General features: G+C 65.3%; 24 protein-coding genes. 10 read left to right on the forward strand and 14 right to left on the reverse strand.

Translation table 11 applies throughout. The features are described from left to right. Nucleotides 1–67: 67 nt before the first annotated feature. Nucleotides 68–1,525, forward strand: coding sequence for a glutamate synthase subunit beta (locus ACE10Z_RS39070; protein ID WP_375785442.1), 1,458 nt, complete (start codon nt 68–70; stop codon nt 1,523–1,525). 171 nt (nt 1,526–1,696) lie between these two features. On the opposite strand, the gene ACE10Z_RS39075 is transcribed toward ACE10Z_RS39070, so the two are convergent. Continuing rightward, nucleotides 1,697–3,391, reverse strand: coding sequence for an outer membrane beta-barrel protein (locus ACE10Z_RS39075; RefSeq protein WP_375785443.1), 1,695 nt, complete (start codon nt 3,389–3,391; stop codon nt 1,697–1,699). 240 nt (nt 3,392–3,631) lie between these two features. Between ACE10Z_RS39075 and ACE10Z_RS39080 the strand changes: the two genes are divergently transcribed. Beyond that, entirely contained in the window at nt 3,632–4,642 is a 1,011-nt protein-coding gene (locus tag ACE10Z_RS39080) for an SIS domain-containing protein (RefSeq protein ID WP_375785444.1), read from the forward strand. Nucleotides 4,643–4,779: 137 nt separating this feature from the next. Here the strand turns inward: ACE10Z_RS39080 and ACE10Z_RS39085 are convergent, their stop codons facing one another. Further along, the gene (locus tag ACE10Z_RS39085; RefSeq protein ID WP_375785445.1) at nt 4,780–5,319 is read right to left on the reverse strand and encodes a carboxymuconolactone decarboxylase family protein; all 540 of its coding nucleotides are present in this window, start codon (nt 5,317–5,319) and stop codon (nt 4,780–4,782) included. Nucleotides 5,320–5,408: 89 nt separating this feature from the next. Between ACE10Z_RS39085 and ACE10Z_RS39090 the strand changes: the two genes are divergently transcribed. Beyond that, on the forward strand, nt 5,409–5,735 hold the full coding sequence (locus ACE10Z_RS39090) for a winged helix-turn-helix transcriptional regulator (protein WP_375785446.1): 327 nt from the start codon (nt 5,409–5,411) through the stop codon (nt 5,733–5,735). Between the two features lie 166 nt (nt 5,736–5,901). On the opposite strand, the gene ACE10Z_RS39095 is transcribed toward ACE10Z_RS39090, so the two are convergent. The 3 genes from ACE10Z_RS39095 to hemH form a co-directional block, all read right to left on the reverse strand. Further along, nucleotides 5,902–6,348, reverse strand: a complete 447-nt coding sequence (locus ACE10Z_RS39095; protein WP_375785447.1) for an NfeD family protein — start codon at nt 6,346–6,348, stop codon at nt 5,902–5,904. A 225-nt stretch (nt 6,349–6,573) separates the two neighbouring features. Next, nucleotides 6,574–7,578 (reverse strand): SPFH domain-containing protein, encoded by a 1,005-nt coding sequence (locus ACE10Z_RS39100; protein ID WP_298380169.1) that lies wholly within the window; start codon nt 7,576–7,578, stop codon nt 6,574–6,576. A 239-nt stretch (nt 7,579–7,817) separates the two neighbouring features. Then, nucleotides 7,818–8,855: a ferrochelatase gene (hemH, locus tag ACE10Z_RS39105; protein WP_375785448.1), complete on the reverse strand. Its 1,038-nt coding sequence runs from the start codon at nt 8,853–8,855 to the stop codon at nt 7,818–7,820. A gap of 116 nt (nt 8,856–8,971) precedes the next feature. Here hemH and ACE10Z_RS39110 point away from each other — a divergent pair, with 116 nt between their 5' ends. Then, nucleotides 8,972–9,370, forward strand: a complete 399-nt coding sequence (locus ACE10Z_RS39110; protein WP_375785449.1) for an MAPEG family protein — start codon at nt 8,972–8,974, stop codon at nt 9,368–9,370. A gap of 150 nt (nt 9,371–9,520) precedes the next feature. On the opposite strand, the gene ACE10Z_RS39115 is transcribed toward ACE10Z_RS39110, so the two are convergent. From ACE10Z_RS39115 to ACE10Z_RS39125, 3 genes are read right to left on the reverse strand one after another with little or no spacing between them, the layout of a single operon-like run. Then, nucleotides 9,521–10,639 carry a nickel/cobalt transporter gene (locus tag ACE10Z_RS39115; protein ID WP_375785450.1) on the reverse strand — a complete coding sequence of 373 codons (1,119 nt, stop codon included), beginning with the start codon at nt 10,637–10,639 and terminating at the stop codon, nt 9,521–9,523. Further along, nucleotides 10,636–11,271 carry a DUF1007 family protein gene (locus tag ACE10Z_RS39120; protein ID WP_375790030.1) on the reverse strand — a complete coding sequence of 212 codons (636 nt, stop codon included), beginning with the start codon at nt 11,269–11,271 and terminating at the stop codon, nt 10,636–10,638. Before ACE10Z_RS39120 ends, ACE10Z_RS39115 begins: the two co-directional genes overlap by 4 nt. Nucleotides 11,272–11,285: 14 nt before the next feature. Beyond that, the gene (locus tag ACE10Z_RS39125; protein WP_375785451.1) at nt 11,286–13,361 is read right to left on the reverse strand and encodes a M3 family metallopeptidase; all 2,076 of its coding nucleotides are present in this window, start codon (nt 13,359–13,361) and stop codon (nt 11,286–11,288) included. Nucleotides 13,362–13,491: 130 nt separating this feature from the next. Between ACE10Z_RS39125 and ACE10Z_RS39130 the strand changes: the two genes are divergently transcribed. After that, the gene (locus tag ACE10Z_RS39130; RefSeq protein WP_375785452.1) at nt 13,492–13,752 is read left to right on the forward strand and encodes a hypothetical protein; all 261 of its coding nucleotides are present in this window, start codon (nt 13,492–13,494) and stop codon (nt 13,750–13,752) included. 396 nt (nt 13,753–14,148) lie between these two features. Here the strand turns inward: ACE10Z_RS39130 and ACE10Z_RS39135 are convergent, their stop codons facing one another. Then, entirely contained in the window at nt 14,149–14,415 is a 267-nt protein-coding gene (locus tag ACE10Z_RS39135; RefSeq protein WP_212424036.1) for a hypothetical protein, read from the reverse strand. On the opposite strand from ACE10Z_RS39135, the gene ACE10Z_RS39140 reads away from it, so the two are divergent. The 5 genes from ACE10Z_RS39140 to ACE10Z_RS39160 all read left to right on the forward strand — a co-directional run bounded on the left by ACE10Z_RS39140 (nt 14,414) and on the right by ACE10Z_RS39160 (nt 18,619). Then, nucleotides 14,414–15,556, forward strand: coding sequence for a type III PLP-dependent enzyme (locus tag ACE10Z_RS39140; protein WP_375785453.1), 1,143 nt, complete (start codon nt 14,414–14,416; stop codon nt 15,554–15,556). The genes ACE10Z_RS39135 and ACE10Z_RS39140 overlap by 2 nt on opposite strands. A 129-nt stretch (nt 15,557–15,685) precedes the next feature. Continuing rightward, nucleotides 15,686–16,303 carry a GNAT family N-acetyltransferase gene (locus ACE10Z_RS39145; RefSeq protein ID WP_375785454.1) on the forward strand — a complete coding sequence of 206 codons (618 nt, stop codon included), beginning with the start codon at nt 15,686–15,688 and terminating at the stop codon, nt 16,301–16,303. A 10-nt stretch (nt 16,304–16,313) separates the two neighbouring features. After that, nucleotides 16,314–16,481 (forward strand): hypothetical protein, encoded by a 168-nt coding sequence (locus tag ACE10Z_RS39150; RefSeq protein WP_375785455.1) that lies wholly within the window; start codon nt 16,314–16,316, stop codon nt 16,479–16,481. A 265-nt stretch (nt 16,482–16,746) separates the two neighbouring features. Then, nucleotides 16,747–17,136, forward strand: a complete 390-nt coding sequence (locus ACE10Z_RS39155) for a RidA family protein (RefSeq protein WP_375785456.1) — start codon at nt 16,747–16,749, stop codon at nt 17,134–17,136. A 40-nt stretch (nt 17,137–17,176) separates the two neighbouring features. Further along, on the forward strand, nt 17,177–18,619 hold the full coding sequence (locus tag ACE10Z_RS39160; RefSeq protein ID WP_375785457.1) for a homospermidine synthase: 1,443 nt from the start codon (nt 17,177–17,179) through the stop codon (nt 18,617–18,619). A gap of 228 nt (nt 18,620–18,847) precedes the next feature. Here ACE10Z_RS39160 and ACE10Z_RS39165 read toward each other — a convergent pair whose 3' ends face one another. From ACE10Z_RS39165 to ACE10Z_RS39185, 5 genes are all read right to left on the reverse strand, one after another. Beyond that, nucleotides 18,848–19,588: an acetoacetate decarboxylase gene (locus ACE10Z_RS39165; protein ID WP_375785458.1), complete on the reverse strand. Its 741-nt coding sequence runs from the start codon at nt 19,586–19,588 to the stop codon at nt 18,848–18,850. Between the two features lie 120 nt (nt 19,589–19,708). Continuing rightward, a complete protein-coding gene (locus ACE10Z_RS39170) occupies nt 19,709–20,014 on the reverse strand; it encodes a hypothetical protein (protein WP_375785459.1) in 306 nt (101 codons plus the stop codon). Between the two features lie 81 nt (nt 20,015–20,095). Then, nucleotides 20,096–20,812 (reverse strand): MgtC/SapB family protein, encoded by a 717-nt coding sequence (locus tag ACE10Z_RS39175; protein ID WP_375785460.1) that lies wholly within the window; start codon nt 20,810–20,812, stop codon nt 20,096–20,098. A 44-nt stretch (nt 20,813–20,856) separates the two neighbouring features. Beyond that, entirely contained in the window at nt 20,857–21,876 is a 1,020-nt protein-coding gene (locus ACE10Z_RS39180) for a WD40 repeat domain-containing protein (protein ID WP_375785461.1), read from the reverse strand. Then, a complete protein-coding gene (locus ACE10Z_RS39185; protein ID WP_375785462.1) occupies nt 21,876–22,931 on the reverse strand; it encodes a CobW family GTP-binding protein in 1,056 nt (351 codons plus the stop codon). Before ACE10Z_RS39185 ends, ACE10Z_RS39180 begins: the two co-directional genes overlap by 1 nt. Nucleotides 22,932–22,985: the final 54 nt, after the last annotated feature.

Consider the following 22,985-nt stretch of genomic DNA (forward strand, 5'->3'; position numbering starts at 1 on the left):
CCGGGTCTGCGTCTCGCGGCGCAGCCCGGAATGACGGACAACTGAGATGCAGGGGCATCGGGTTTCAATGGGTAAGATCACAGGTTTTCTCGAGATCGAGCGGCATGACCGCAAGTACGAGCCGGTCGCCGAGCGGCTCAAGAACTTCAACGAGTTCGTGATTCCGCTGAGCGAGAAGGACACGCGCGACCAGGCCGCGCGCTGCATGAATTGCGGCATCCCCTATTGCCACGGCACCGGCTCGACCGCGCCGGGCACGCCGGGCTGCCCGGTCAACAACCAGATCCCTGATTTCAACGACCTCGTCTATCAGGGCAATTGGGAAGAGGCCTCGCGCAACCTGCACTCGACCAACAATTTCCCCGAGTTCACGGGCCGGATCTGCCCGGCGCCGTGCGAGGCGTCCTGCACGCTCAACATCGACGACAACCCGGTCACCATCAAGACGATCGAATGCGCGATCGTCGACCGCGCCTGGGACAATGGCTGGCTGAAGCCGGAGATCGCAGCGCAGAAGACCGGCAAGAAGGTCGCCGTGATCGGCTCGGGCCCCGCCGGCATGGCCGCCGCGCAGCAGCTCGCGCGCGCCGGCCACGAGGTGCATGTCTACGAGAAGTTCGCCAAGGCCGGCGGCCTGCTGCGCTACGGCATTCCCGACTTCAAGATGGAGAAGAACATCATCGACCGCCGCGTGGCGCAGATGGAGGCCGAAGGCGTCACCTTCCACTACGGCAAGGCCGTGGGCGGCTCGACGCTAGGTGCGATCGATCCGCAGGAGCTCGCCAAGCAGTATGACGCGCTGGCGCTGACCGGCGGCGCGGAAGCCCCGCGCGACCTGCCGATCCCCGGCCGCGACCTCGCCGGCATCCACTTCGCGATGGACTTCCTGCCGCAGCAGAACCGCCGCGTCTCCGGCGAACCGCTGAACGGCACCGCCGACATCCTCGCCGGCGGCAAGCATGTCGTCGTGATCGGCGGCGGCGATACTGGATCGGACTGCATCGGCACCTCGTTCCGGCAAGGCGCGAAGTCGGTGACCCAGCTCGAGATCATGCCGGCGCCGCCCGAGCACGAGAACAAGGGCGTGACCTGGCCGAACTGGCCGCTGAAGATGCGGACATCGTCGAGCCAGGCCGAAGGCGCGGTGCGCGAATACGCCGTGCTGACGACCAAGTTCGAAGGCGCCGACGGCAAAGTGACAAAACTGCATTGCGTCAAGGTCGACGAAAAGTTCAAGCCGCTGCCCGGCACCGAGTTCACGCTCGACGCCGAGCTGGTGCTGCTGGCGATGGGCTTCGTGCATCCGGTGCACGAGGGCCTGCTCAAGACGCTCGGCGTCGAGCTCGACCAGCGCGGCAATGTCCGTGCGTCGCTGCAGGACTACCAGACCTCGCGCGCGAAAATCTTCTCCGCCGGCGACATGCGCCGCGGGCAGTCGCTCGTGGTCTGGGCTATCCGCGAAGGCCGCCAGTGCGCACGCTCGATCGACAGCTTCCTGATGGGCAAGACCGACCTGCCGGGGTAAGCACCTCGGCCGTCACGCCCCAGCCAACACTCAACTGTCATCGCCCGCGAAAGCGGGCGATCCAGTATTCCAGAGACGTCAAGGCTTGAACGGATAGGCCGCGGCGTACTGGGTGCCCCGCCTTCGCGGGGCACGACACCTCATTTCAGATACGGCTTCCGCGCCGCGCCGCTAGTTCTGCACCCGCACGCCCAGCATCACCACCGTCGATGCCGAGCTCTGTCCGGCGAGGTTCGAATCCAGCCAGTCGCGGCGCAGCGTGCCCTTGATCCAGAGGCTGCGGGTCATCTTGTAGATCAGATCGGCGGAGACCGAGTAGATCGTGTCGTTGCGGTTGTCGCCCTGGTAGTCGAGCGTGCCGTAGGTGAATTTGCCGATGCCGGTCAGCCAGCGGCGGAAGTCGTGGTCGACCTCGACGGTGTAGGTGCGCGACAGCACGCCGGAGGTGCCGGGCAGCGTGGTCTCGCCGAGCTGGGTATCGGAATAGAATTTCGCCGTGGTCAGCGGCGTCGCGGTCCAGGTCAGCGAGGCCGTCGTGAGCAGGCCCTCGAGCCGGTTGAGCCGTGGGTCGACGTAATCGCGCGCCGCGTAGCCGATCGAGATTTCGCCGAACAGAATCCGCGTGAATTCGAACGAGGTGCCGACCTTGGCGTAACCACCCGACGAATTGCGAGCGTAGCCGGAACGGTCGAAATAGAGATCGTGGAAGCGACTGTCGCCCTCCACTTCGATGAAGGGCTTTACCGCCGGGTTGAGCTCATAGCTGACGCGGCCGATGCCGCCATATTGCGTGAAGTTGCGGTCGTCGTTCGACGACGAGGTGCCGTCGGTCAGCTTCGACCATTGGTAGTCGGTGCGGTCGACGGTCCCGCCGAGCGAGACCTGCATGCGGTTGAAATGCTGGTCGATGCCGAAGGTGCCGCCGACCGTAGAGTAGAGCGGATATTTGGCGAGGCCGGCCTGCACGTTCGGGCTGCCGGGATTGTCGGTCGAGACCAGCATGCGGGCCTGCGCCGTAAGATGCGTATCCCTCGACACATCGAGACGGCCGTCGACATGGCCGGTGAAATTCGGACGGTCGATGTCGAGCGGCGCCGACAGCGGCGTGCCGTCGATCGGCGTGAGCTGGGAGCCGTAGCCGGTGAACGAGCCGCGCAGATCGGCGACGACGGCGTGGCGCTCCCAGTCCGACATCGCGACGAATTCCGGCGCGACCATGTAGAACGCCTTGCCTTGGGGCGAATTCAAGCGGCCCGGATTGGTATCATAGCCGGCCATCACCTCGACCGCGGTCTTGACCATGAACGAGCCGGCGTAATCGCCGACCGCGCCGAACGGATCGTCGTCGATCTTGAGCCGCCTGCGCGCCGGCTGGCCGATGATGGTGCCGGCCATCGCCGGCGGCAGCGGCGGCTTGCTGGCGGTCTCCGACGGCGGGATCGACAGCCGCAACTGCCCGGCTGCAGTCAACGGCTGTGGCGTGGGCGCCGGCGAGCCGGGCCCCGGCGGCGGCTTCGGCTTGGCCTGGCCCGGATAATATTTCGGCTTCAGGCGCTTCCGATTGAGCGAGTCATAGCCTGACGTCGCCGCGCCGTTGGCGGCAGGAAGACCGTAGGTCGGGACCTGTCCGACGCGGTCCGAGGTCGCTGTCGACGACGAGGCACGCCGGCCGGGATCAGCGTCGGGCAGCCTCAAGCCGTTGAGCGGATCCGTGGCATCGGCGGTGGTCCGGCGCAGCGGCGAATCCTGGGTGATCACCTGGCTCTGCCGGTTCGGGCTGAACAGATCCGGCGTCACGGTCTGGGCGCTGGCGAGCCCGGTCGTCGCGAGCAGCGCAAGGGTCGGCAAAAGGCATGGCAAAACCACGCGAACGCGGCGTCCGCGCCGATTTGGGCCGCTTGCTGGCCGCCGCCACACGATGGAAATACCCCAACGACTTCATGCACTTGACGTACGCATCTCGCCGGGCGGCGAAAAACGTCGTTAATGGAGTTAAAACAATTATGGTTAATGAGCCGTTGAGGATCCGCCGCCGCGCGTCGCATCGCGGAATCGAACGTGCTAAGGGAGACGCCCGGGTGCAAAACCCCTCCCCTGGAATCCGAAATGGCCAAACCGAAACCGCTGATGACCAAATCATCCGGCCCCGATGAAGGCGCCGTTCAGTCGGCGCTCCGCACCCTCGATGCCGAAGCAAGCGGCGTCGCTGCGCTTTCTGCGGCACTCAAGTCCGAGCTCGGCGCGGCGTTCACGGCGGCGGCCGAGCTGATCCGCAAGGCCAAGGGGCGGCTGATCGTGACCGGGCTCGGCAAGTCGGGCCATATCGGCCGCAAGATCGCCGCGACCTTCGCCTCGACCGGCACGCCGGCGTTCTTCGTGCACACCGCCGAAGCCAGCCACGGCGATCTCGGCATGATCACCGCCGACGACGCGATCCTGGCGCTGTCATGGTCCGGCGAGCAGCCGGAGATGCGCAATCTGATCGCCTATGCCGCGCGCTTCGGCATCCCGCTGATCGCGATGACCGCCGACAAGGACTCGACGCTGAGCAAGGCGGCCGACGTGCAGCTCACGATGCCGAAGGCCCGCGAGGCCTGCCCGCACAATCTGGCGCCGACCACCTCCTCGCTGATGATGCTGGCGCTCGGCGATGCGCTGGCGATCGCGCTGCTCGAAGGCCGCGGCTTCACCTCGACCGATTTCAGCGTGCTGCATCCGGGCGGCAAGCTCGGCGCGCTGCTGAAATATGCCCGCGACCTGATGCACAGCGGCGAGGCGCTGCCGCTGAAGCCGCTCGGCACCAAGATGTCGGACGCGCTGGTCGAGATGACCTCGAAGGGCTTTGGCTGCGTCGGCATCGTTGACCGCCACGGCCATCTCGTCGGCATCGTCACCGACGGCGATCTGCGCCGGCAGCTGACGCGCCCCGAACTTTTGACGCTGTCGGTCGACGAGGTCATGACCAGGACCCCGAAGACGATCAGCCGCGACACGCTGGCCGGCGAAGCGCTGGAGCTGCTCAACGCCTCGAAGATCACGACGCTGATCGTGACCGATGCGAATAAGCCGGTCGGCATCATCCATCTGCACGATCTGCTGCGCGCCGGCGTAGCGTAGGCCACGCTTCTCTCCGTCATTGCGAGCCAACGGGTCGCGCGAATGCGCGCCCGATGACAGGCTCCGCGAAGCAATCCATCTCTCCGCTTGCGGAGGCATGGATTGCTTCGTCGCTTCGCTCCTCGCAATGACAGCGATTACTTCGGAAACCGCGCCGCGGTCGCCTCCAGCGGCAGCGCCAGCGCGTTGGCGAGGTAGGAGACGGTGCGGTCGAAGCCGCACAGCAGGATGATCTCCAGCACCTGATCGTCATCATAATGCGCCGATAGCGCCGCGTACTCCGCGTCATCCAGCGTCGCGCGCGCATGCAGCGCATCGACTGCGGCGATCAACACCTGCTCGGCCGGCGACCAGCAGCCGGCATCGGCGGCACCGCGCACGGTGGCGCGGACCTGCTCATCCGACAGCCCGGCGGCGGCGCCGAACGCGGTGACATGCACGCCCCATTCATATTCGCAGGCGTTGAGCGCGCAGGTGCGGTCGATCACGATCTCGCGGTCCCGCAAGGGCAGCGGTCCGCGGTCGAGCAGGCTGCCGCCGCGAAACTTCTCCCAAGCGCGCGGGTGCCCCGCCATCATGCGGAACAGCACCAGCGGCGGCTTGCCGCGCATGATGCGGTCGAAATGCTGTTGAACATTCGCCGCATAGGGCGGATCGAGCGGCGCGATGCGTGACATGGGCTGATCTCGTTGCTACATTTACTGTAGCGTCACGCTACAATATCTGTAGCGACCGACGCAAGCGAGATTCATGAGGGACTGGCGACATGGCGAAGCAGGCTCCGACCGCAAAACCCGGCGTCCGCGGCTCACGGACCGGCCGCCCGATCATGGCGCTGCTCGATCTGTTGGGGCGGCGCTGGACCTTGCGCATCGTCTGGGAGCTGCGGGAGAGCGCACTGACCTCGCGTGCGCTGCGCACCGCCTGTGACGAGGCGTCACCGACGATCCTGCAGACGCGGTTGACCGAGCTGCGCGAGGCGGGGTTCGTCGAGCTGACCGATGATGGCTACGGCCTCACCGCGCTCGGGCGCGAGCTATTTGCGACCTTCACGCCGCTCAATCGCTTCGCCGAGCGCTGGAGCAAGCGCTAATTCTCTCCCTCTACCCGTTCTTACGGGGAGAGGGTTGGGGTGAGGGGCTCCCTCCGCGAGCGAGCCGATAGTTGAGACCTGTACCCCCTCACCCGCCGCGCAAGAGCGCGTCGACCTCTCCCCGCAAGCGGGGAGAGGTGACAAACAAGAGCGTCACCCGACAAAGCTAGACCGCGGCCACCGTCAGGCTCGCGCCATCGGCGCGGACCACCTTCACCCGGCTGCCGGCGGGCGCATCGGGGCCGGCGACGCGCCAGACCGTGTCGTCGATCCGCACCGTGCCTGATCCATCGACGATCGGCTTCTCCAGCGTGAATTCGCGGCCGACCAGGGCTTCGTTGCGGCGGTTGAGGAATGGATTGGTCTTGCTCGCCTCGGTCGCGCCTTTGGCAAAATGCCGCCACGCCGGCACCGCCAGCGCGGCGAACACCGCGAACATCAGGAGCTGCGTCTGCCAGGACGGCGTGAAGACGAACGACAATAGGCCTACCAGCAGCGCCGCGAGCCCGAGCCAGAACAGGAACACCCCGGGGGCCGCGAGCTCCAGCGCCATCAGGATGAAGCCGAAGATCAGCCAGTTCCAGGTACCCAGTGTCGAAAACATCTCGGCCATGACGTGACCTCTCAACGGTCTGAAGCCCCTCTCCCCTTGTGGGAGAGGGGTTGGGGTGAGGGGTAACAGTCTCTCTGCGGAGAGAGAGCCCTCACCCGGATCGCTGACGCGACGTAGCCGAAGCTCCGCTTCGGCGTTCTCAAGGACGGCCGCCGTAGGCGGCCTTTGCCTCTCCCACAAGGGGAGAGGTGAACGGAGTGCGCCGAAGCAATCATTGTCACGCCCTTACCGCTGCGGCGGCACCGGCGGTGGCGGGGTCGGACCTGCCGGCGGCACCGAGCCGCCGCGCCGCGCCGCAGCCGTGGCCGACGCCGCGCTCTCGCCAAAAGTGGCGCGGGCAATTTCGCCGATACCGGCGAGTGAGCCCAGCACGCTCGTAGCTTCGATCGGCAGCATCAGGATCTTCTGGTTCGGCGACTCCGCCAGTTGCCCGAACGCCTTGATGTACTTGTCGGCGATGAAATAGTTCAGCGCGGCGACGTCGCCCTTGGCGATCGATTCCGACACCATCTGGGTCGCCTTGGCCTCGGCCTCGGCGAGACGCTCGCGTGCCTCGGCGTCGCGGAAAGCGGCTTCGCGGCGGCCTTCGGCCTGCAGGATCTGGCCCTGCTTGGCGCCCTCGGCGCGCAGGATCTCGGACTGCCGCTGGCCTTCGGCCTGCAGGATGTCGGCACGCTTGACGCGCTCGGCCTTCATCTGCCGGCCCATCGCCTCGACGAGGTCGGCCGGCGGCACGATGTCCTTGATCTCGATGCGATTGACCTTGAGGCCCCACGGCGAGACCGCGGCGTCGACCACGCGCAGCAGCCGCTCGTTGATCTCGTCGCGATGCGACAGCACCTGGTCGAGGTCCATCGAGCCCATCACCGAGCGGATGTTGGTCATGGTCAGCACGATAATCGCCTGGTTGAGATTGGCGACCTCGTAGCTCGCCTTCGCGGCATCGAACACCTGGAAGAACGCGACGCCGTCCACGGTCACGGTGGCGTTGTCCTTGGTGATCACCTCCTGCTCGGGGATGTTGATCACCTGCTCCATCATGTTCATCTTGCGCCCGATGCGATCGAAATACGGCACGATCAGATTGAGGCCGGGCGACAGCGTGCGGGTGTATTTGCCGAACCGCTCGATGGTCCAGTCATAGCCCTGCGGAACGGTCTTGATCCCGGCGAACAGCGTGACGATGACGAGAAGAACAAACGCGATCGCGAAAATGTCGAAGCCAGTCATAAAGTCCTCCAAGGCGCCCCGAGACCCGCGAGACCGTCGCCAGGCACGGTCGTGCATTGGTCGGCAGGACCGCTCCGCCGGTTCAGCCGGCTGTTGTTCTCTCTAGCACATAGGAAGCGGTTGCCGGACTGCCAGATGCACGCAAGCTGAACGGCGGATGCATGAAGGCTGAACGAAGCGCGGTGTCCGCTGTCAGGGATCGTTAACAATCAGATCCGGCTTTCTTAAATCAAGCCGCGCTAGATCCAGCCCTGAAGCTCGCGCAGCACGAGCTGGCGGATCACGTCCATGCCGCCGTCGCTGTCGTTGAGGCAGGGGATGGCCGCGAACTGCTCGCCGCCATTGTGCCGGAAGATCTCGGCATTCTCCTGCGCGATCTCCTCCAGCGTCTCCAGGCAATCGGCGGAGAAGCCGGGCGTGACCACGGCAATTCGCCGCACGCCGTCCCTGGCGAGCTTCTCGACCGTCTTGTCGGTATAGGGCTGCAGCCACTCGGCATTGCCGAAGCGCGATTGGAAGGTGAGGGTTAGCCTGTCGGCATCAAGCCCAAGCCGCTTGCGCAGCGCGTTGGTCGTGGCAATGCACTGCGCCTGATAGGGATCGCCCTTGTCGACATATTCCTTCGGCATGCCGTGGAACGACGCGAGGATGATCTCCGGCTGGAAGGACAATGTCGCGAGATGGTCGTTGATCGAGACCGCGAGCGCCTCGATGTAGTCAGGGTCATCGTAGTAAGGCGGCGTCACCCGCAGGATCGGCTGCGCGCGCATGCCGGCCAGCACGCGAAACGCTTCGTCGCAGACGGTCGCCGACGTCGCAGCGGAATATTGCGGATAGAGCGGCACCAGCAGCAGCCGGCCGCAGCCTTGCGCCGCCAGCGCCTCGATGCGTTCCTGGATCGACGGATTGCCGTAGCGCATCGCCCAGTCGACCACAACATGGTCGTGATCGGCGATCGCCTCCGCGAGCTTGTCAGCCTGCGAGCGCGTGATGGTCTTCAGCGGCGACTCGTTCTTCTCGGTGTTCCAGATTTTCAGATAGTCTTGCGCCTTGCGGGCCGGGCGAACGCGCAGGATGATGCCATTGAGGATCAGCTTCCAGAGCAGGCCCTGGTCCTCGATCACCCGCGGATCGGACAGGAATTCCCTCAGATAGACCCGCACGCCGGCGGCATCGGCCGTATCCGGCGTTCCGAGATTGACCAGCAGCACGCCGACGCGCTCCGGCTTCGGCGCCGCGGCAGACTTCGCGCTCTCGAAGGGGATCACCGTGCTCATGATGGCCTTGCGCTTGGATACCTTCGCTTGGGGGCTTTGGGCTTCGCGCGTTGCTCCAACCTTGTCAAGCCGAGTGCGGGTTGGCTACGTTCCCGTCCCGTGAATGGGGAGGAACCATGACGATCGCCGAATGGTGCGTCTTCGGGACGCTGCTGCTCTCGCTGCTGACGATCGTATCGGTGAAATGGGCCGGCATCCGCGGTTTCGACAATTCGAAACCGCGCGATCCCGATTTCTACGACGACCCGATCCGCGCGCGGGCGCTCGGCGCCCACCAGAACGGCATCGAGGCCTTCCCGTTCTTCGCCTTCGCCGTGCTGCTCGCCGAATTCCGCGTCGGCCCGCTGCGGCTGATCGACGAGCTGGCGGTGCTGTTCCTGATCGTGCGGATCGCCTACGTCTTCACCTATATCGGCAACCGCCCGACGCTGCGCTCGATCCTCTGGAGCATCGGCTTTGCAATCAACATCGCGATCTTCCTCCTGCCGGCGATCAGGGGATATCTGACGAGCTGAGCGCGCAGCCTTCTTATCCGTCATCCTGAGGAGCCCGCGCTTGCGGGCGTCTCGAAGGATGCACGGCCCGGCTGGTGGCCGTCGACCCTTCGAGACGCGCTACGCGCTCCTCAGGGTGACGGATCAGGGGACAGCGCGGGACTAAGGACCTCAAAGACACGTCGCCCGCTCGGCCGCGACATAGCCGAACAGCAGCCCAAGTCCGAACAGCAGCACGAGCGCTGCGGCCGCGAATTCCAGGCCGCGCATGATCACCATGCCGCCGCCGTCGCGCGCGCCGCTCAGCCGCTCGGCCACGCCGCGCGCCGACACCGCGACCAGCGCGATCGCCGCCACCGTGATGGCGGTGCCGAGCCCCATCACGAAGGTCGCGGCGATACCCGCCCAGAACAGGCCTTGGGCCAGCGCGAACACCAGCACCAGGATCGCGCCCGAGCACGGCCGGATCCCGACAGTGAGGATTGCACCCAAGCCGCGCCGCCAGCCGCCGGGACCGGCGAGCTCGGCCGGCGTCGGCCCGTGCGAATGGCCGCAATGCTCGTCATGGACGTGCTGCGCGTCATGATCGTGGTCGTGATCATGATGATGATGGCCATGATCGTCATGCGCATGACGATGATGGTGCTCATGGCCGTGGTCGTGGTGATCGTGATCATGGTGGTCGTGATCGTGCGGCTGCGCGCCGGCCATCGCCAGCGCCGGCCGCGGCAGCCGCAGCGCGCGGAGGAAGCCGCCGCCCTTGACCCAGACCAGCCGGGCGCCGAACGCCGCGATCAGCGCGTAGCTGGCGATCTCGATCGCCTTCTCCGCCCCGCACATCGTCTTCGCCGTCGCGTTGAGCAGCCAGGCGCAGACCCCGACGATGACGACGGCAACCAGCGACTGCATCAGGGCCGAGGCGAACGACAGCACGATGCCGCGCCGCGCGGTCTCGCGATTGGCGACCATATAGGACGAGATCACCGCCTTGCCGTGGCCGGGGCCGGCGGCATGGAAGATCCCATAGGCAAAGGAGATCGCCAGCAGCGTCCAGACCGCCGACCCGTCGGATTTCGCTGCGCGGATGGTCGCCGAGATCTCGCGGTAGAATTCCGACTGTTTTGCCAATAGCCAGCCGACGATCCCGCCCTGCGGCTCCGCCGCGCGCGGCGCGCCGAACGGATTTTGCGCCAGCAGCGCATGAACCGCACCATCCAGCACCGCGAATGTCGCCAGCACAACGGCGGACACGGCGAGGCCACGCATCGCGCGGGAGACGATCGGCGTCATGGGCAATCCACCGTGATCTTATTGGCGAACATCATCGCGAAATTGCTGGCACTCCCATCGAGGAAATTCTGCTCGCCGAGCTTCTGCGCGGCGGCGGTGCCGTCGTTCGGCCGCTCGAACTGCATTTTGCACTCGGCCGCGGCGCCGACCAGCCTGACCGGCTCCTTCTCCGCGAACTGGAAGTCGATGAAGTAGGTCGGGTCGAACACTTCGAGCGAAAGCTGCCTGGCCTTGAACGGCGTCTTCACCGGCAGGGTGAAATGCAGCGTCAGCGCCGAATCCTTGTATTCGAGGAAGTAGTCGACCGGCTCGGTGAACTTCTGCTTCTTGCCGTCGCCCTTGGCGAAGGTGAAGTAGGCGTATTCCTTCAGCGACTCGACGTTGGTCTGCGCCAGCGGCGCCAGCTCCTCGCGGCTGTAGGCGCCCTTCACCTTGGTCTCGATGCCCTGCAGTGCATAGGTCGAGAACATGTCGTCGAAGGTCCAGGCGTGGCGGACCCCCGTGATGGTGCCGTCGGGCGCGTAGATCAGCTCGCTCTTGGCGACGATCCAGACATGCGGATGGGCCTCGGCGGCCGCCGTGCAGAGCACGACGGACGCCGCAAGCGCGAGCCCGGCGACCAGGCACTTCAGGGACTGCCGCACCTTCAGGCCGCCTCAGGCGTCTCGAGCAGGCCGCGACGGCGCAGCAGCGCGTCCGGCTCGGGCTCGCGGCCGCGGAAGGCGACATAGGCCTCCTCCGGATCGCGCGAGCCGCCCGACGAGTAGATGTCGTCGTGCAGCCGCTTGGCGGTCGCCGGATCGAAGATGTCGCCGGCCTCCTCGAAGGCGCCGAACGCGTCGGCGTCCATCACCTCCGACCACATGTAGCTGTAGTAGCCCGACGCGTAGTGGTCGCCGGAGAAGATGTGGCCGAACTGGGTCGGCCGGTGCCGCAGCGAGATTTCGGCGGGCATGCCGATCTTCTCCAGCTCCTTCTGCTCGAAGGCGCGGACGTCGCGGCTCGCCGCCGCCGGCTGGGTGTGGAATTCGAGGTCGACCAGCGCCGAGGAGACGAACTCCACGGTGGCAAAGCCCTGGTTGAACTTGCGCGCGGCGAGGAAGCGCTTGAGCAGGTCGTCCGGCAGCGCCTCCCCGGTCTGGTAGTGGCGGGCGAAGCGCTGCAGCACCTCGGGCCGCTCCTGCCAGTGCTCATAGAGCTGCGAGGGCAGCTCGACGAAGTCGGTGAACACTGACGTCCCCGACAGCGACGGGTAGGTCACGTTCGAGAGCATGCCGTGCAGGCCGTGGCCGAACTCGTGGAACAGGGTCCGCGCGTCGTCGGGCGACAGCAGCGACGGCGCGCCGTCGGCGCCCTTGGCGAAGTTGCAGACATTGATGACCAGCGGCGCGACGGCGCCGTCGAGCTTCTGCTGGTCGCGCAGCGAGGTCATCCAGGCGCCGGAGCGCTTGGAGGGCCGCGCGAAGTAGTCGCCGTAGAACAGCGCCTTGTGCTGGCCGTCGCGGCCCTTGACCTCCCAGACCCGTACATCCGGGTGCCAGACCGGCACGTCCTTGCGCTCGGCGAAGGTGATGCCGAACAGGCGGGTGGCGCAGTCGAACGCGGCCTCGATCATGTGGTCGAGCACCAGATAGGGCTTGATCGCGGAATCGTCGAAATTGGCTTTGGCCTGGCGCAGCTTCTCGGCGTAGTAGCGCCAGTCCCAGGCCGCCAGGGTGAAATTGCCACCCTCTTCGGTGATCAGCGCCTGCAGCGCATCGCGGTCGGCGAGCGCGCGCGCCCGCGCCGGCTTCCAGACCCGCTCCAAGAGGCCGCGCACCGCCTCCGGCGTCTTGGCCATGGAATCCTCGAGGCGGTAGGCGGCGTAGGTCGGGAAGCCCAGGATCTTCGCGGTCTCCTCGCGGAGGCTGAGGATCTCCACGATGGTCGCGTTGTTGTCGTTGGCGTTGCCATTGTCGCCGCGGGCCGTGAAGGCCTTGTAGACCTTCTCGCGCAGGTCACGCCGCGACGAGCTCTGCAGGAACGGCTCGACCGAGGAGCGCGACAGCGTCACGATCGCCTTGCCACCCATGCCGCGCTCTTCGGCCGCAGCCTTGGCGGCCGCCACAAATGTGTCGGACAGGCCGGCGCGGTCAGCCTCGCTGAGCTCCATGGACCACTCCTGCTCGTCGCCGAGCAGATGGTGGCTGAACGAGGTGCCGAGCTGGGCGAGGCGCTCGTTGATCGCGGCCATGCGGGCCTTGGCGGCATCGTCGAGCCCGGCGCCGGAGCGGTGGAAGCGGGTGTAGGTGCGCTCAAGCAGCCGCATCTGCTCGCCGGTCAGCCCGAGCGAGGCGCGCTTCTCGTGCAGCATGGCGATGCGGCCAAACAGCACAGCGTTCATCATGATCGGATTCCAGTGCCGCGCCATCCGGGGCGACACCTCCTTGTCGATCTCCAGGATCGCAGGGCTCGAATGGGCCGAGACCAGGTCGTAGAAAACCGCCGAGACCTTCGACAGCAGCTTGCCGGAGCGCTCCAGCGCCGTGATGGTGTTGTCGAAGTCGGGCAGTGCCGGATCGTGGGTAATCGCAGCCACTTCGGCCGAATGATCGGCGAAGGCCTGCTCGAAGGCCGGGAGGAAATGCTCCGGCTTGATCTCGGCGAAGGGCGGCGTCTCGAGCGGCGTCTGCCATGCCTTCAGGAGGGGGTTGGCGTGAGCGTCTGCGCTGGTTTCTGACATCGAATATCCCGTTTTTCGCCTTGAAAATGCGGTCCAATCTATATCACGCCATACGGCATTTTTGGGCCTTTTGCGCTTGATAGATGGGCACTTTTCGGAGAGATTGCGCCCCCTGAACAGGACCTATTCCATGAGCATGCAGCCCTCCACCGCAGGCACCGGCCGGATCCTCTGGCCGAGCGTCATCACCGTGATTTCGGCAGCGATTCTGATCGGCGCCGAAGTGTTCGGCGCGGCCTTCGCCGGCGGCTGGGCACTCGCGATCGCGCTCGGGCTCGGTGATCTCGGCGCGCATATCCTGCAGGCCGTGATGTTCGGCATCGGCGTCCTGATCATGATCGCGTTCATCCGCGCTGCGCAGCGCATCGAGCCGTTCACGCGTCGCGCGTGAGCTGAAGCGATTCAAGAAAGCGCTGCGGCACAGGGCTTAAACGCACACGCTTCGTTAGTCATTCTTAACAGCCGTTCATCTTCAGCGCCTGCTGCGCGCGAGATCGCAAGCACGCGTTAGGGAAATTTGTCGCTATCGCAAAAAAATTCTTGCGAAGCGAATTCAAAAGACTTATTTCCTGCCTTGCCCAATTTCGCACGTGCCTGTGGTCGTGTGTCAGTCGGTAGGTATCCGGACAAGAGGCCGGACAGCCGCCAAGGGGTGGAAGAACCGAGGGTCGCTTACGTCCATCAGGACACGAGGCGGCCAGCCTCCCTCTCCAGGGATGCCGTTGAAGGTCTCACCACTCTTTGCAACCGTGACTGGCAGCCGGAGGCGAACCGGCGCACCCCGCTCTCAACGGGGGACGCGACTTAAAGCAACGACGGATCGGGCTTTTTTGGTCTCTACCGGCAGTCCAACGCCGGCGCGGGCTACTGAAAAGGCTTGTCCTTCATTGCCAGGTGTGCGGGCGGGAAACTCTCCCAACCAATCCACGGCAGCACAGTCTGGTTTGAGTCTTTTGGCTTTCGTTGCGCCTCCATCGCGCAATGCGGCCAGAGCACTCTTATCCGACGTCACGTTGATGCGGATCCCGTCGCTGGGGCCGTTGGAGAGTGCCATGACCGAACGTATCCAGGAATTCCTGCGTCACCGCCGCAGCGAAGGTCTCGACACCGAGCCGTGCCTCGTCGTCGACCTCGAGGTCGTGCGCGACAACTACCAGACCTTCGCGAAGGTGCTGCCGGACAGCCGCGTGTTCTACGCGGTGAAGGCCAACCCGGCGCCCGAAGTGCTGGCGCTGCTCGCCTCGCTCGGCTCCTGCTTCGACACCGCGACCGTCGCGGAAATCGAGATGGCGCTGGCTGCCGGTGCGACACCGGACCGCATCTCCTATGGCAACACGATCAAGAAGGAGCGCGACATCGCGCGTGCCTTCGCGCTCGGCATTCGCCTGTTCGCGGTCGACTGCGCCGCCGAGGTCGAGAAGATCTCCCGCGCCGCTCCCGGCGCAAAAGTGTTCTGCCGCATCCTCTATGATTGCGCCGGCGCCGAGTGGCCGCTGTCGCGCAAGTTCGGCTGCGATCCGGAGATGGCGGTCGACGTGCTCGACCTCGCCAAGCGCCTTGGTCTGGAGCCGTGCGGCATCTCGTTCCATGTCGGCTCGCAGCAGCGCAAGGTGAAGGCGTGGGACCGTGCGCTCGCGATGGCCTCGACCGTGTTCCGTGACTGCGCCGAGCGCGGCATCAACCTCACCATGGTCAACATGGGCGGTGGCTTCCCGACCAAGTATCTCAAGGACGTTCCGCCGGTCCTGCAGTATGGCCGGTCGATCTTCCGCGCGCTGCGCAAGCATTTCGGCAACCAGATCCCGGAGACGATCATCGAGCCGGGCCGCGGCATGGTCGGCAATGCGGGCATCATCGAGACCGAAGTCGTTCTGATCTCCAAGAAGAGCGACGAGGACGAGGTGCGCTGGGTCTATCTCGACATCGGCAAGTTCGGCGGTCTCGCCGAGACGATGGACGAGTCGATCCGCTACGCTATCCGCACCCCGCATGACGGAGCGGACATGACGCCGTGCGTGCTCGCGGGCCCGACCTGCGATAGCGCCGACGTGCTGTACGAGAAGCTGCCGTATCCGCTCCCGGTGACGCTCGAGATCGGCGACAAGCTGCTGATCGAAGGCACCGGCGCCTATACGTCGACCTACTCGTCGGTGGCGTTCAACGGCATTCCGCCGCTGAAGACCTTCCACATCTAAGCCGCCTCCTGATCGCGGCCTGATAAACCGGGAGCCGGCCCCGCCGGCTCCTTTCCGATCATTTTTGATTTTTCTGAACGACGCTTGCGCGGCGTGCGACATGCCGTTGCAAGCGGGGACTGACGTGCCATGACTGCAAAACGGAACACCCCCGTTGCCCTCATCCGAAATGCTGCTCCGTTCGCGATCCGTGCGGAGCGGGCTTCGGACGTCGTTGCGCGCGAAGCGCTGCTGGATGCCTGCTTTGGCGAGAACCGCCATGCCCGCACTTGCCAGCGCCTGCGCGACGGACGCGCGCCCGCCCAAGGCCTGAGCCTTGCGGCCGTGCGCCAGGACGGCCGGCTGGTTGGAACCGTGCGGCTGTGGCACGTCAGCGCGGGGGGCCGCAGCGCGCTGATGCTGGGGCCGCTGGCTGTCGACGACGACTGCCGCGGCCTCGGCGTCGGCGCCGCGCTGATGCAGCGCGCGCTGGCCGTGGCGAAGGCCCGTGGCCACGGCGCGGTGATCCTGCTTGGCGATGCGCCCTATTACGCCCGCTACGGCTTCACCGCCGCCAGCACCGGTGAATTGTCGCTGCCCGGCGCATTCGAGCGCGAGCGGCTGCTCGGCCTCGAACTGGTCGAGGGCGCGCTGGACGGCGCCTGGGGCATGATCACGCCGACCGGCGCACCGCTGCCCAAGAGCAAGGCATCGAGCAAGGCAACCCGCAACCGGAAGGCACCGCTCGCTGTGCCGCACGCGGCGTAAGGCGGGCGCCATGGCAGAGAACCTTCCCGCAATCGACGGCGCGCGCCCGCGTTGGCGCGGTCTCGTCACCACGGTCATGCTGGTCCTGATCACGGTCATGATCGTCAGGGATATCCTGATGCGGCGCTGGGCCGGCACGCCGCCGTCGCCGCCGGACACCACGCAGCAGTCCCACTAGTGTGCTGAATGCGAAGTTCGTGCGATTTCGCGGCAGCCGCTTTCACGAACTTCGCATTCATAAAGCACACTAGAATCATAAGTTTGCTAGTGTCCTTATCGAATCCGAAGTTCGCTCCGAAGGTGCGGCGAATGATACGAATTTCGGATTCGGGACACTAGCGCCGGCCGCAAGGCCCAGAATCCCAACTCAGAATCTGGGGGTTGCGCGGGCGCCAAAAATGCCCGTAAACCCCGCGCAATGCCATTTTCAGCCGAGGTCCGAGATGTCCCGCCGCCTGATTTCCACCGGCTCGCCGTTCGAGAAGACCGCGGGCTACAGCCGTGCCGTGATCGACGGCGACTTCGCCTTTGTCGCCGGAACCACCGGCTACGACTACACCGCCATGACCATGCCTGATGATGTCACGAGCCAGTCACGGAACTGCTTCAAGACCATCGAGGCTGCCCTGAAAGAGGGAGGCTTTGCGATGGCCGACATCGTCCGTGCGACCTACTACCTCACTGACATCAGTGACGTGGATGCCCATTTCACGGTCTGCGGCGAGGTTCTCGGCGACATCCGCCCGGCCGCAACGATGCTGATCGTCGCGGGGCTCTACAAGCCCGAGATGAAGGTCGAGATCGAAGTCACCGCAAAGCGACGCAACCCCTGATCCACTCTACCCGCCGCTCGGCGCTCTCCTGGAGAAAATGATGAGCCCCTCCTCGCAGATCTACGCGAAAATCACCGGCCCCATTGTCATGATCGGCTTCGGCTCGATCGGCAAAGGCACGTTGCCGATGATCGAGCGGCATCTCGATTACGACAAGTCGCGCATCACCGTGATCGATCCCAAGGATGAGGGCCGCAAGGCCCATTGCGAGCAGCAGAATGTCAAATTCATCCAGCAGGCCGTGACCAAGGACAATTATCGCGACTTGCTGACCCCGCTGCTCACTGAAGGCGGCGGCCAGGGCTTTTGCGTCAATCTGTCGGTCGATACCGGCTCGACCGACATCATGGAGCTCTGCAACGAGCTAGGCGCGCTTTATATCGACACCGTCAACGAGCCCTGGCTCGGCTTCTATTTCGACTCGTCGAAGGGCCCGGAAGCGCGCTCCAACTACGCCCTGCGCGAAGTGACGCTGGCCGCCAAGAAGGCGCGCCCCGCGGGCTCGACCACGGCCGTCTCGTGCTGTGGCGCCAATCCCGGCATGGTCTCGTTCTTCGTCAAGCAGGCGCTGCTCAACGTCGCCGCCGACCTGAAGCTCAATGCCCCGAAGCCGAAGACCAAGGCCGAGTGGGCGGACCTGATGCGGCAGGCCGGCATCAAGGGCATCCATATCGCAGAACGCGACACCCAGCGCTCCAAGTCGCCGAAGGAACCTGATGTCTTCGTCAACACCTGGTCAGTGGAAGGTTTCCTGTCGGAAGGCGTGCAGCCGTCCGAACTCGGTTGGGGCACCCATGAAAAATGGATGCCCGAGAATGCGCATACCCACGAAGCCGGCTGCGGCGCAGCTATCTATCTGATGCAGCCGGGCGCCAACACGCGCGTGCGGACCTGGTGCCCGACCCGCGGCGCACAGTATGGCTTCCTCGTCACCCACAACGAGTCGATCTCGATCGCCGATTACTTCACGGTGCGCGACGCATCGGGCACGGCGATCTACCGGCCGACCTGCCACTATGCCTATCATCCGGCCGACGATGCGGTGCTGTCGCTGCATGAAATGTTCGGCCGCGCCGCGAAGATGCAGGAGAAGCACCACATCCTCGATGAGAACGAAATCGTCGACGGCATCGACGAACTCGGCGTGCTGCTGTTCGGCCACGACAACAACGCTTATTGGTACGGCTCGCAGCTCTCTATCGAGGAGACCCGCAAGCTCGCGCCCTATCAGAACGCGACCGGCCTGCAGGTGACCTCGGCCGTGCTCGGCGGCATGGTGTGGGCGCTGGAGAACCCGAACGAGGGCATCGTCGAAGCCGACGAGATGGATTTCGATCGCCTGCTGGAAATCCAGCTGCCGTATCTCGGCCCGGTGAAGGGTTTCTACACCGACTGGACTCCGCTGACGGATCGTCCGGGACTGTTCCCGGAAGACATCGACACAAGCGATCCCTGGCAGTTCAAGAATATCCTGGTGCGCTGACCGCGCAGCGTACGTTGAGAACGAAAATGCCCGGCTTTGCGCCGGGCATTTTGCTGTCTGGTGTGCTGAATGCGAAGTTCGTGCGATTTCGCGGCAGCCGCTTTCACGAACTTCGCATTCATAAAGCACACTAGAATCATAAGTTTGCTAGTGTCCTTATCGAATCCGAAGTTCGCTCCGAAGGTGCGGCGAATGATACGAACTTCGGATTCGGGACACTAGCGCCGTTCACCTCGCCATGTAGTCGAACGCCACCGAGCCGAGGCCGAGCGTCAGGTCCGCCTTGTAGTGCAGCGCCGAGACCACCTCGCGCACCGGCAGGCGGGCGACGTCGCACAGTGCGTGCGGAAACAGGCCGAGCGCGGCGGGGCCGGTCCAGGCCTCCTTCAAGGTGATGTCGTCGAGATGGAAGCGCACCAGCTCGCAGATCCGTGGACTGCCGTCGACATGCGGAATGATCTTCAGGATGAAGTTCGGCGCCTTCATCGCGTTCAGGACCGTGTCGTGATCGACCTTGTGGTACTTGTAGCCCATCGTGGCGGAGGCGCAGAGCACCGAGCCGTAATGTAGCGAGCCGACGAGCACGTCGCTCTCGACCGCGATCTTGGGCCGCGCCAGCTTCTTCGGAAATCCCCACAGCTCGCGGCCGCCCGCGATCGGGGCCTCGTCGTCGAGATACATCGCGTGGGTATAGGCCCCGAGCTCGCCCTTGAAGCGGACCGGGATCACCTGCCCGGTCTCGGTGTAGTCGCCGAAGCCGGTCGAGTCGGGCATGCGGATGAATTCGTACTTCACGACAGGCTCGGCGACCTCGAGCGGCTCCGGCACCACGGCCGCCAGCGCTTCGGGGTCGGTCTTGTAGGTGATGATGAAATATTCGCGGTCGAAGAACCGGTACGGCCCCGGCGGGAACGACGGGTTGGTGAGCGGCATCGAATAGGCGGTGCGCCGGACGTCCTCGATCTTCATGAAAGGCCCCATCTGTCGTTGGCAAGATGACAGATTATGGCGGGCGCGGGCGGCGGAAGCGAGACCGTATAATCGGCAGCGTCAGTCAAATGCGCGTCACAATGCGTCGGCCGGACGCACCTATTTCTTCTCGATCGGCGGCGCGATCTTCTCGGCGGGCGCCGGCGGCAGCACCGGTTTGGCGCCGGCCTTTTGCGCGTCAGCGTCGGGACGCGCAGGCTCCGGTGCCGGCGTGGTCGGCCGCTCGCCGCCGGGTTTTGTCTCGGCGGGCGGCGTTGTCTGTAGCGGCTGGGTTGCCTGCGCCATTTCCTGCGGCGGGGCAGCGTTGATCGCGTGCAGCGACAGCACCGCAATCGCAACGCCCGCCACCACCAGCGTGGAGGCGATCAGCACGTCGTTCCGCAGCCTGGTCCGATCCGCAGCCATCTCGTTCACCCCGCGATTGTCAGCGAAGTCAACGATCCGGCCGACGCAAGGTTCCTGAGTGCAGCGTGTTGGAGCCCCGCCTCAATCCGTGGTGCTGACTTCCCAGGTCGCGTGCCGCACGCCGGGCTGATGCTGCAAGTCGACCACCACCGCGTTCAGCTCGTTGGGTTCGACCGCGGTGGAGACCAGCGTCGCCACGATCTCCAGGAAGTCGTCGCCGGCCTCGACCACGTTGACGTCGGCGACCGGATAGTTCGCCGCTTCGAGCTTCTCCACCAGGCGGTCGCGCATCGCGGGCAACGCTTCGGGGGTGACGGCGAGCTTGAATTCATAGGTCGCCTCCGAGGCCTTCTCGTTCAGCGGAATGCGGTTGATGGCGTTGACCAACGGGCGCAGCAGCGTGTTGCCGGCGATCACGAACACGGTCAGCGCCGCCGCCTGCGCCACCAGGTCGGCGCCGGCGCAGGAGCCGACCGCGGCCGAGGCCCACAGCGTCGCTGCGGTGTTGAGGCCGCGCACGTCCATGCCCTGCTTCATGATGACGCCGGCGCCGAGGAAGCCGATCCCCGACACCACATAGGCGATCACCCGCACTGCGCCGTCGGCGCCGGCCAGGTGCATCGCGAGATCGACGAAGGCGGCCGCGCCGACCGCAACCAGCACATTGGTGCGCAGCCCCGCGGTGCGCTGCCGGTACTGGCGCTCGGCCCCGATCAGGGTGCCGAGCACAAAAGCTGACGTCAGGCTGACCAGCGTGTCGATGAAGTCGGCGAGCTGGAATGTGGTGAGAAATCGCATGACGCCGCCGATTCTTCCCCGCCCGAGAACGATGCAGCGATCTCTTACATTTCCACGATGCCCGCGTCACCATCTTCCGTGCCGTAGGCGAGCAGCGTGCCCTTGGCATTCCACCCCAGCGCGGACACCGCGGTACCGGCATTCCGGCGCACCAGGATCTCGGCGCCATCCTCGAGCCGGACCATCAGCACGGTACCGTCGGCATAGCCGACCGCCATGATGTCGTTCTTCGGATGGCAGGCGACGACTGCGACCCGCGCCGGCATCGGCGCCAGCATCGCCGGCTCCTTGCCCATCGGGCCGTCCTTGCTGGTGAACGGCCAGACGATCACGGTATCGGCGCCCGAGGTCGCGAGCCCCTTGCCGCCGGCGCTCCACGACATCGAGCGCACGCGGCCCGGATAGCCGCTCATCCGCATGTGCCGGTTGTCGGCGAGCCGCCAGCCATGCATCGCGGCTTCATGCATCGCCGTGACGAGGAATTTGTTGTCCGGGCTGAAAGAGACCGCGAGATGCGAGCCGGCCCATTCCAGGAATTCCGGATTGGCGGCCATGTTGGGAAACCACAAGGTCACGCCGTTGTAATGCGCGATCGCGAGCCGCAGGCCCTTCGGCGCGAACGCCAGTCCGCCGACGGTCGACGGCACTTCGAAGGTTTTCTCTTCGCCCTTGGGATTGCGCACGAAGGCGGTCTTGCCCGCGGACCACGCCACGGTGCCGTCGCTGTGCAGGGCGACATTGTCGATCCAGCGCCGCTTGGCGTCGGTCGCAATCGTCGAGATCTCGCCCCTGGCGTCGATCGCGATCAGCTTGCCGTCGTCACCGCCGGTGACGAGCCGCTTGCCGTCGGAGGCCGCGCACAGGATGGCGCCGAAATGCGTCTCGGTCCGCGTGATCTCGCCGTCGGCGGTCGCGATCGCGACACTCTCCTCGGCGCCGACGAAGAACGCGCGGTCGCCAAGAAAATGCACCGAACCGACCGCCGCGCCGAGCGGAAGCTGCTTGACGCGATCGGTGATCGACACGATGGAAGAAGGGGCCTCGCCCGGATCGAACTCTTTCATCACGTGGTGATGCACTGCTCGAAGCCGTCGCGGATCGCCTGCTCCGGCAATTCGCGACCGATGAACACGACGCGGCTTTCGCGCTTCTCGCCGTCCTTCCACTTCCGCTGGTGGTCGCCCTCCAGCATCATGTGGACACCCTGGAACACGTAGCGGTCATCATCGCCGGTGAAGGCGAGGATGCCTTTCGAGCGCAGGATCTTCTGACCCTCGGTGGCGACGAGGTTCTGCAGCCAGGGCATGAACTTGGTCGGATCGAGCGGCTTCTCCGAACGCAGCGACAGCGATTGCATGTCCTCGTCGTGATAGTGCTTCAGCCCGCCATGGCCGTGATCGTGGTGATGGTGATCATGATCATGGTGATGACCGTGGTCGTGATGATCGTGGTCGTGACCGTCGCCGGCATCGAGGAAATCCGGCTCGATCTCCAGGATGCGGTCGAGGTCGAACGCGCCGCGCTCCAGCACGTCTGACAGTCCGACCTGGCAACGCTCGGTACGGTGCAGTTTTGCGTACGGATTGATGCCGCGGATGCGGGCCTCGACCTCGGCAAGCTCGGGCTTGGAGACGAGGTCGGTCTTGTTCAGCACGATGACGTCGGCGAACGCGATCTGGTTCTTGGCCTCCGGCGCGTCCTTGAGGCGGTCGCTCAGCCATTTGGCGTCGGCGACGGTCACCACGGCGTCGAGCCGGGCGTTCTTCTGCACGTCCTCGTCGACGAAGAAGGTCTGCGCGACCGGCGCCGGATCGGCAAGGCCCGTGGTCTCGACGATGATGGCGTCGAACTTGCCCTTGCGCTTCATCAACCCGTCCATGATGCGGACAAGGTCACCGCGCACCGTGCAGCAGACGCAGCCATTGTTCATCTCGAACACTTCCTCATCGGCGCCGATGATGAGGTCGTTGTCGATGCCGATCTCGCCGAATTCGTTGACGATGACGGCGTATTTCTTGCCGTGGTTTTCCGACAGGATGCGGTTCAGCAAGGTGGTCTTGCCGGCGCCGAGATAGCCCGTCAGCACGGTCACTGGAATTTTTTGCGAAGCTTCAGCCATAACAACTCCGAGGAACTTGGGGTCGCGCTCAATCCCGGCAAGGGGGCCCCTGCC

The sequence above is a fragment of the Bradyrhizobium sp. Pha-3 genome (genome assembly GCF_042258615.1).
In the GTDB taxonomy this organism is placed as follows: Bacteria; Pseudomonadota; Alphaproteobacteria; order Rhizobiales; family Xanthobacteraceae; genus Bradyrhizobium.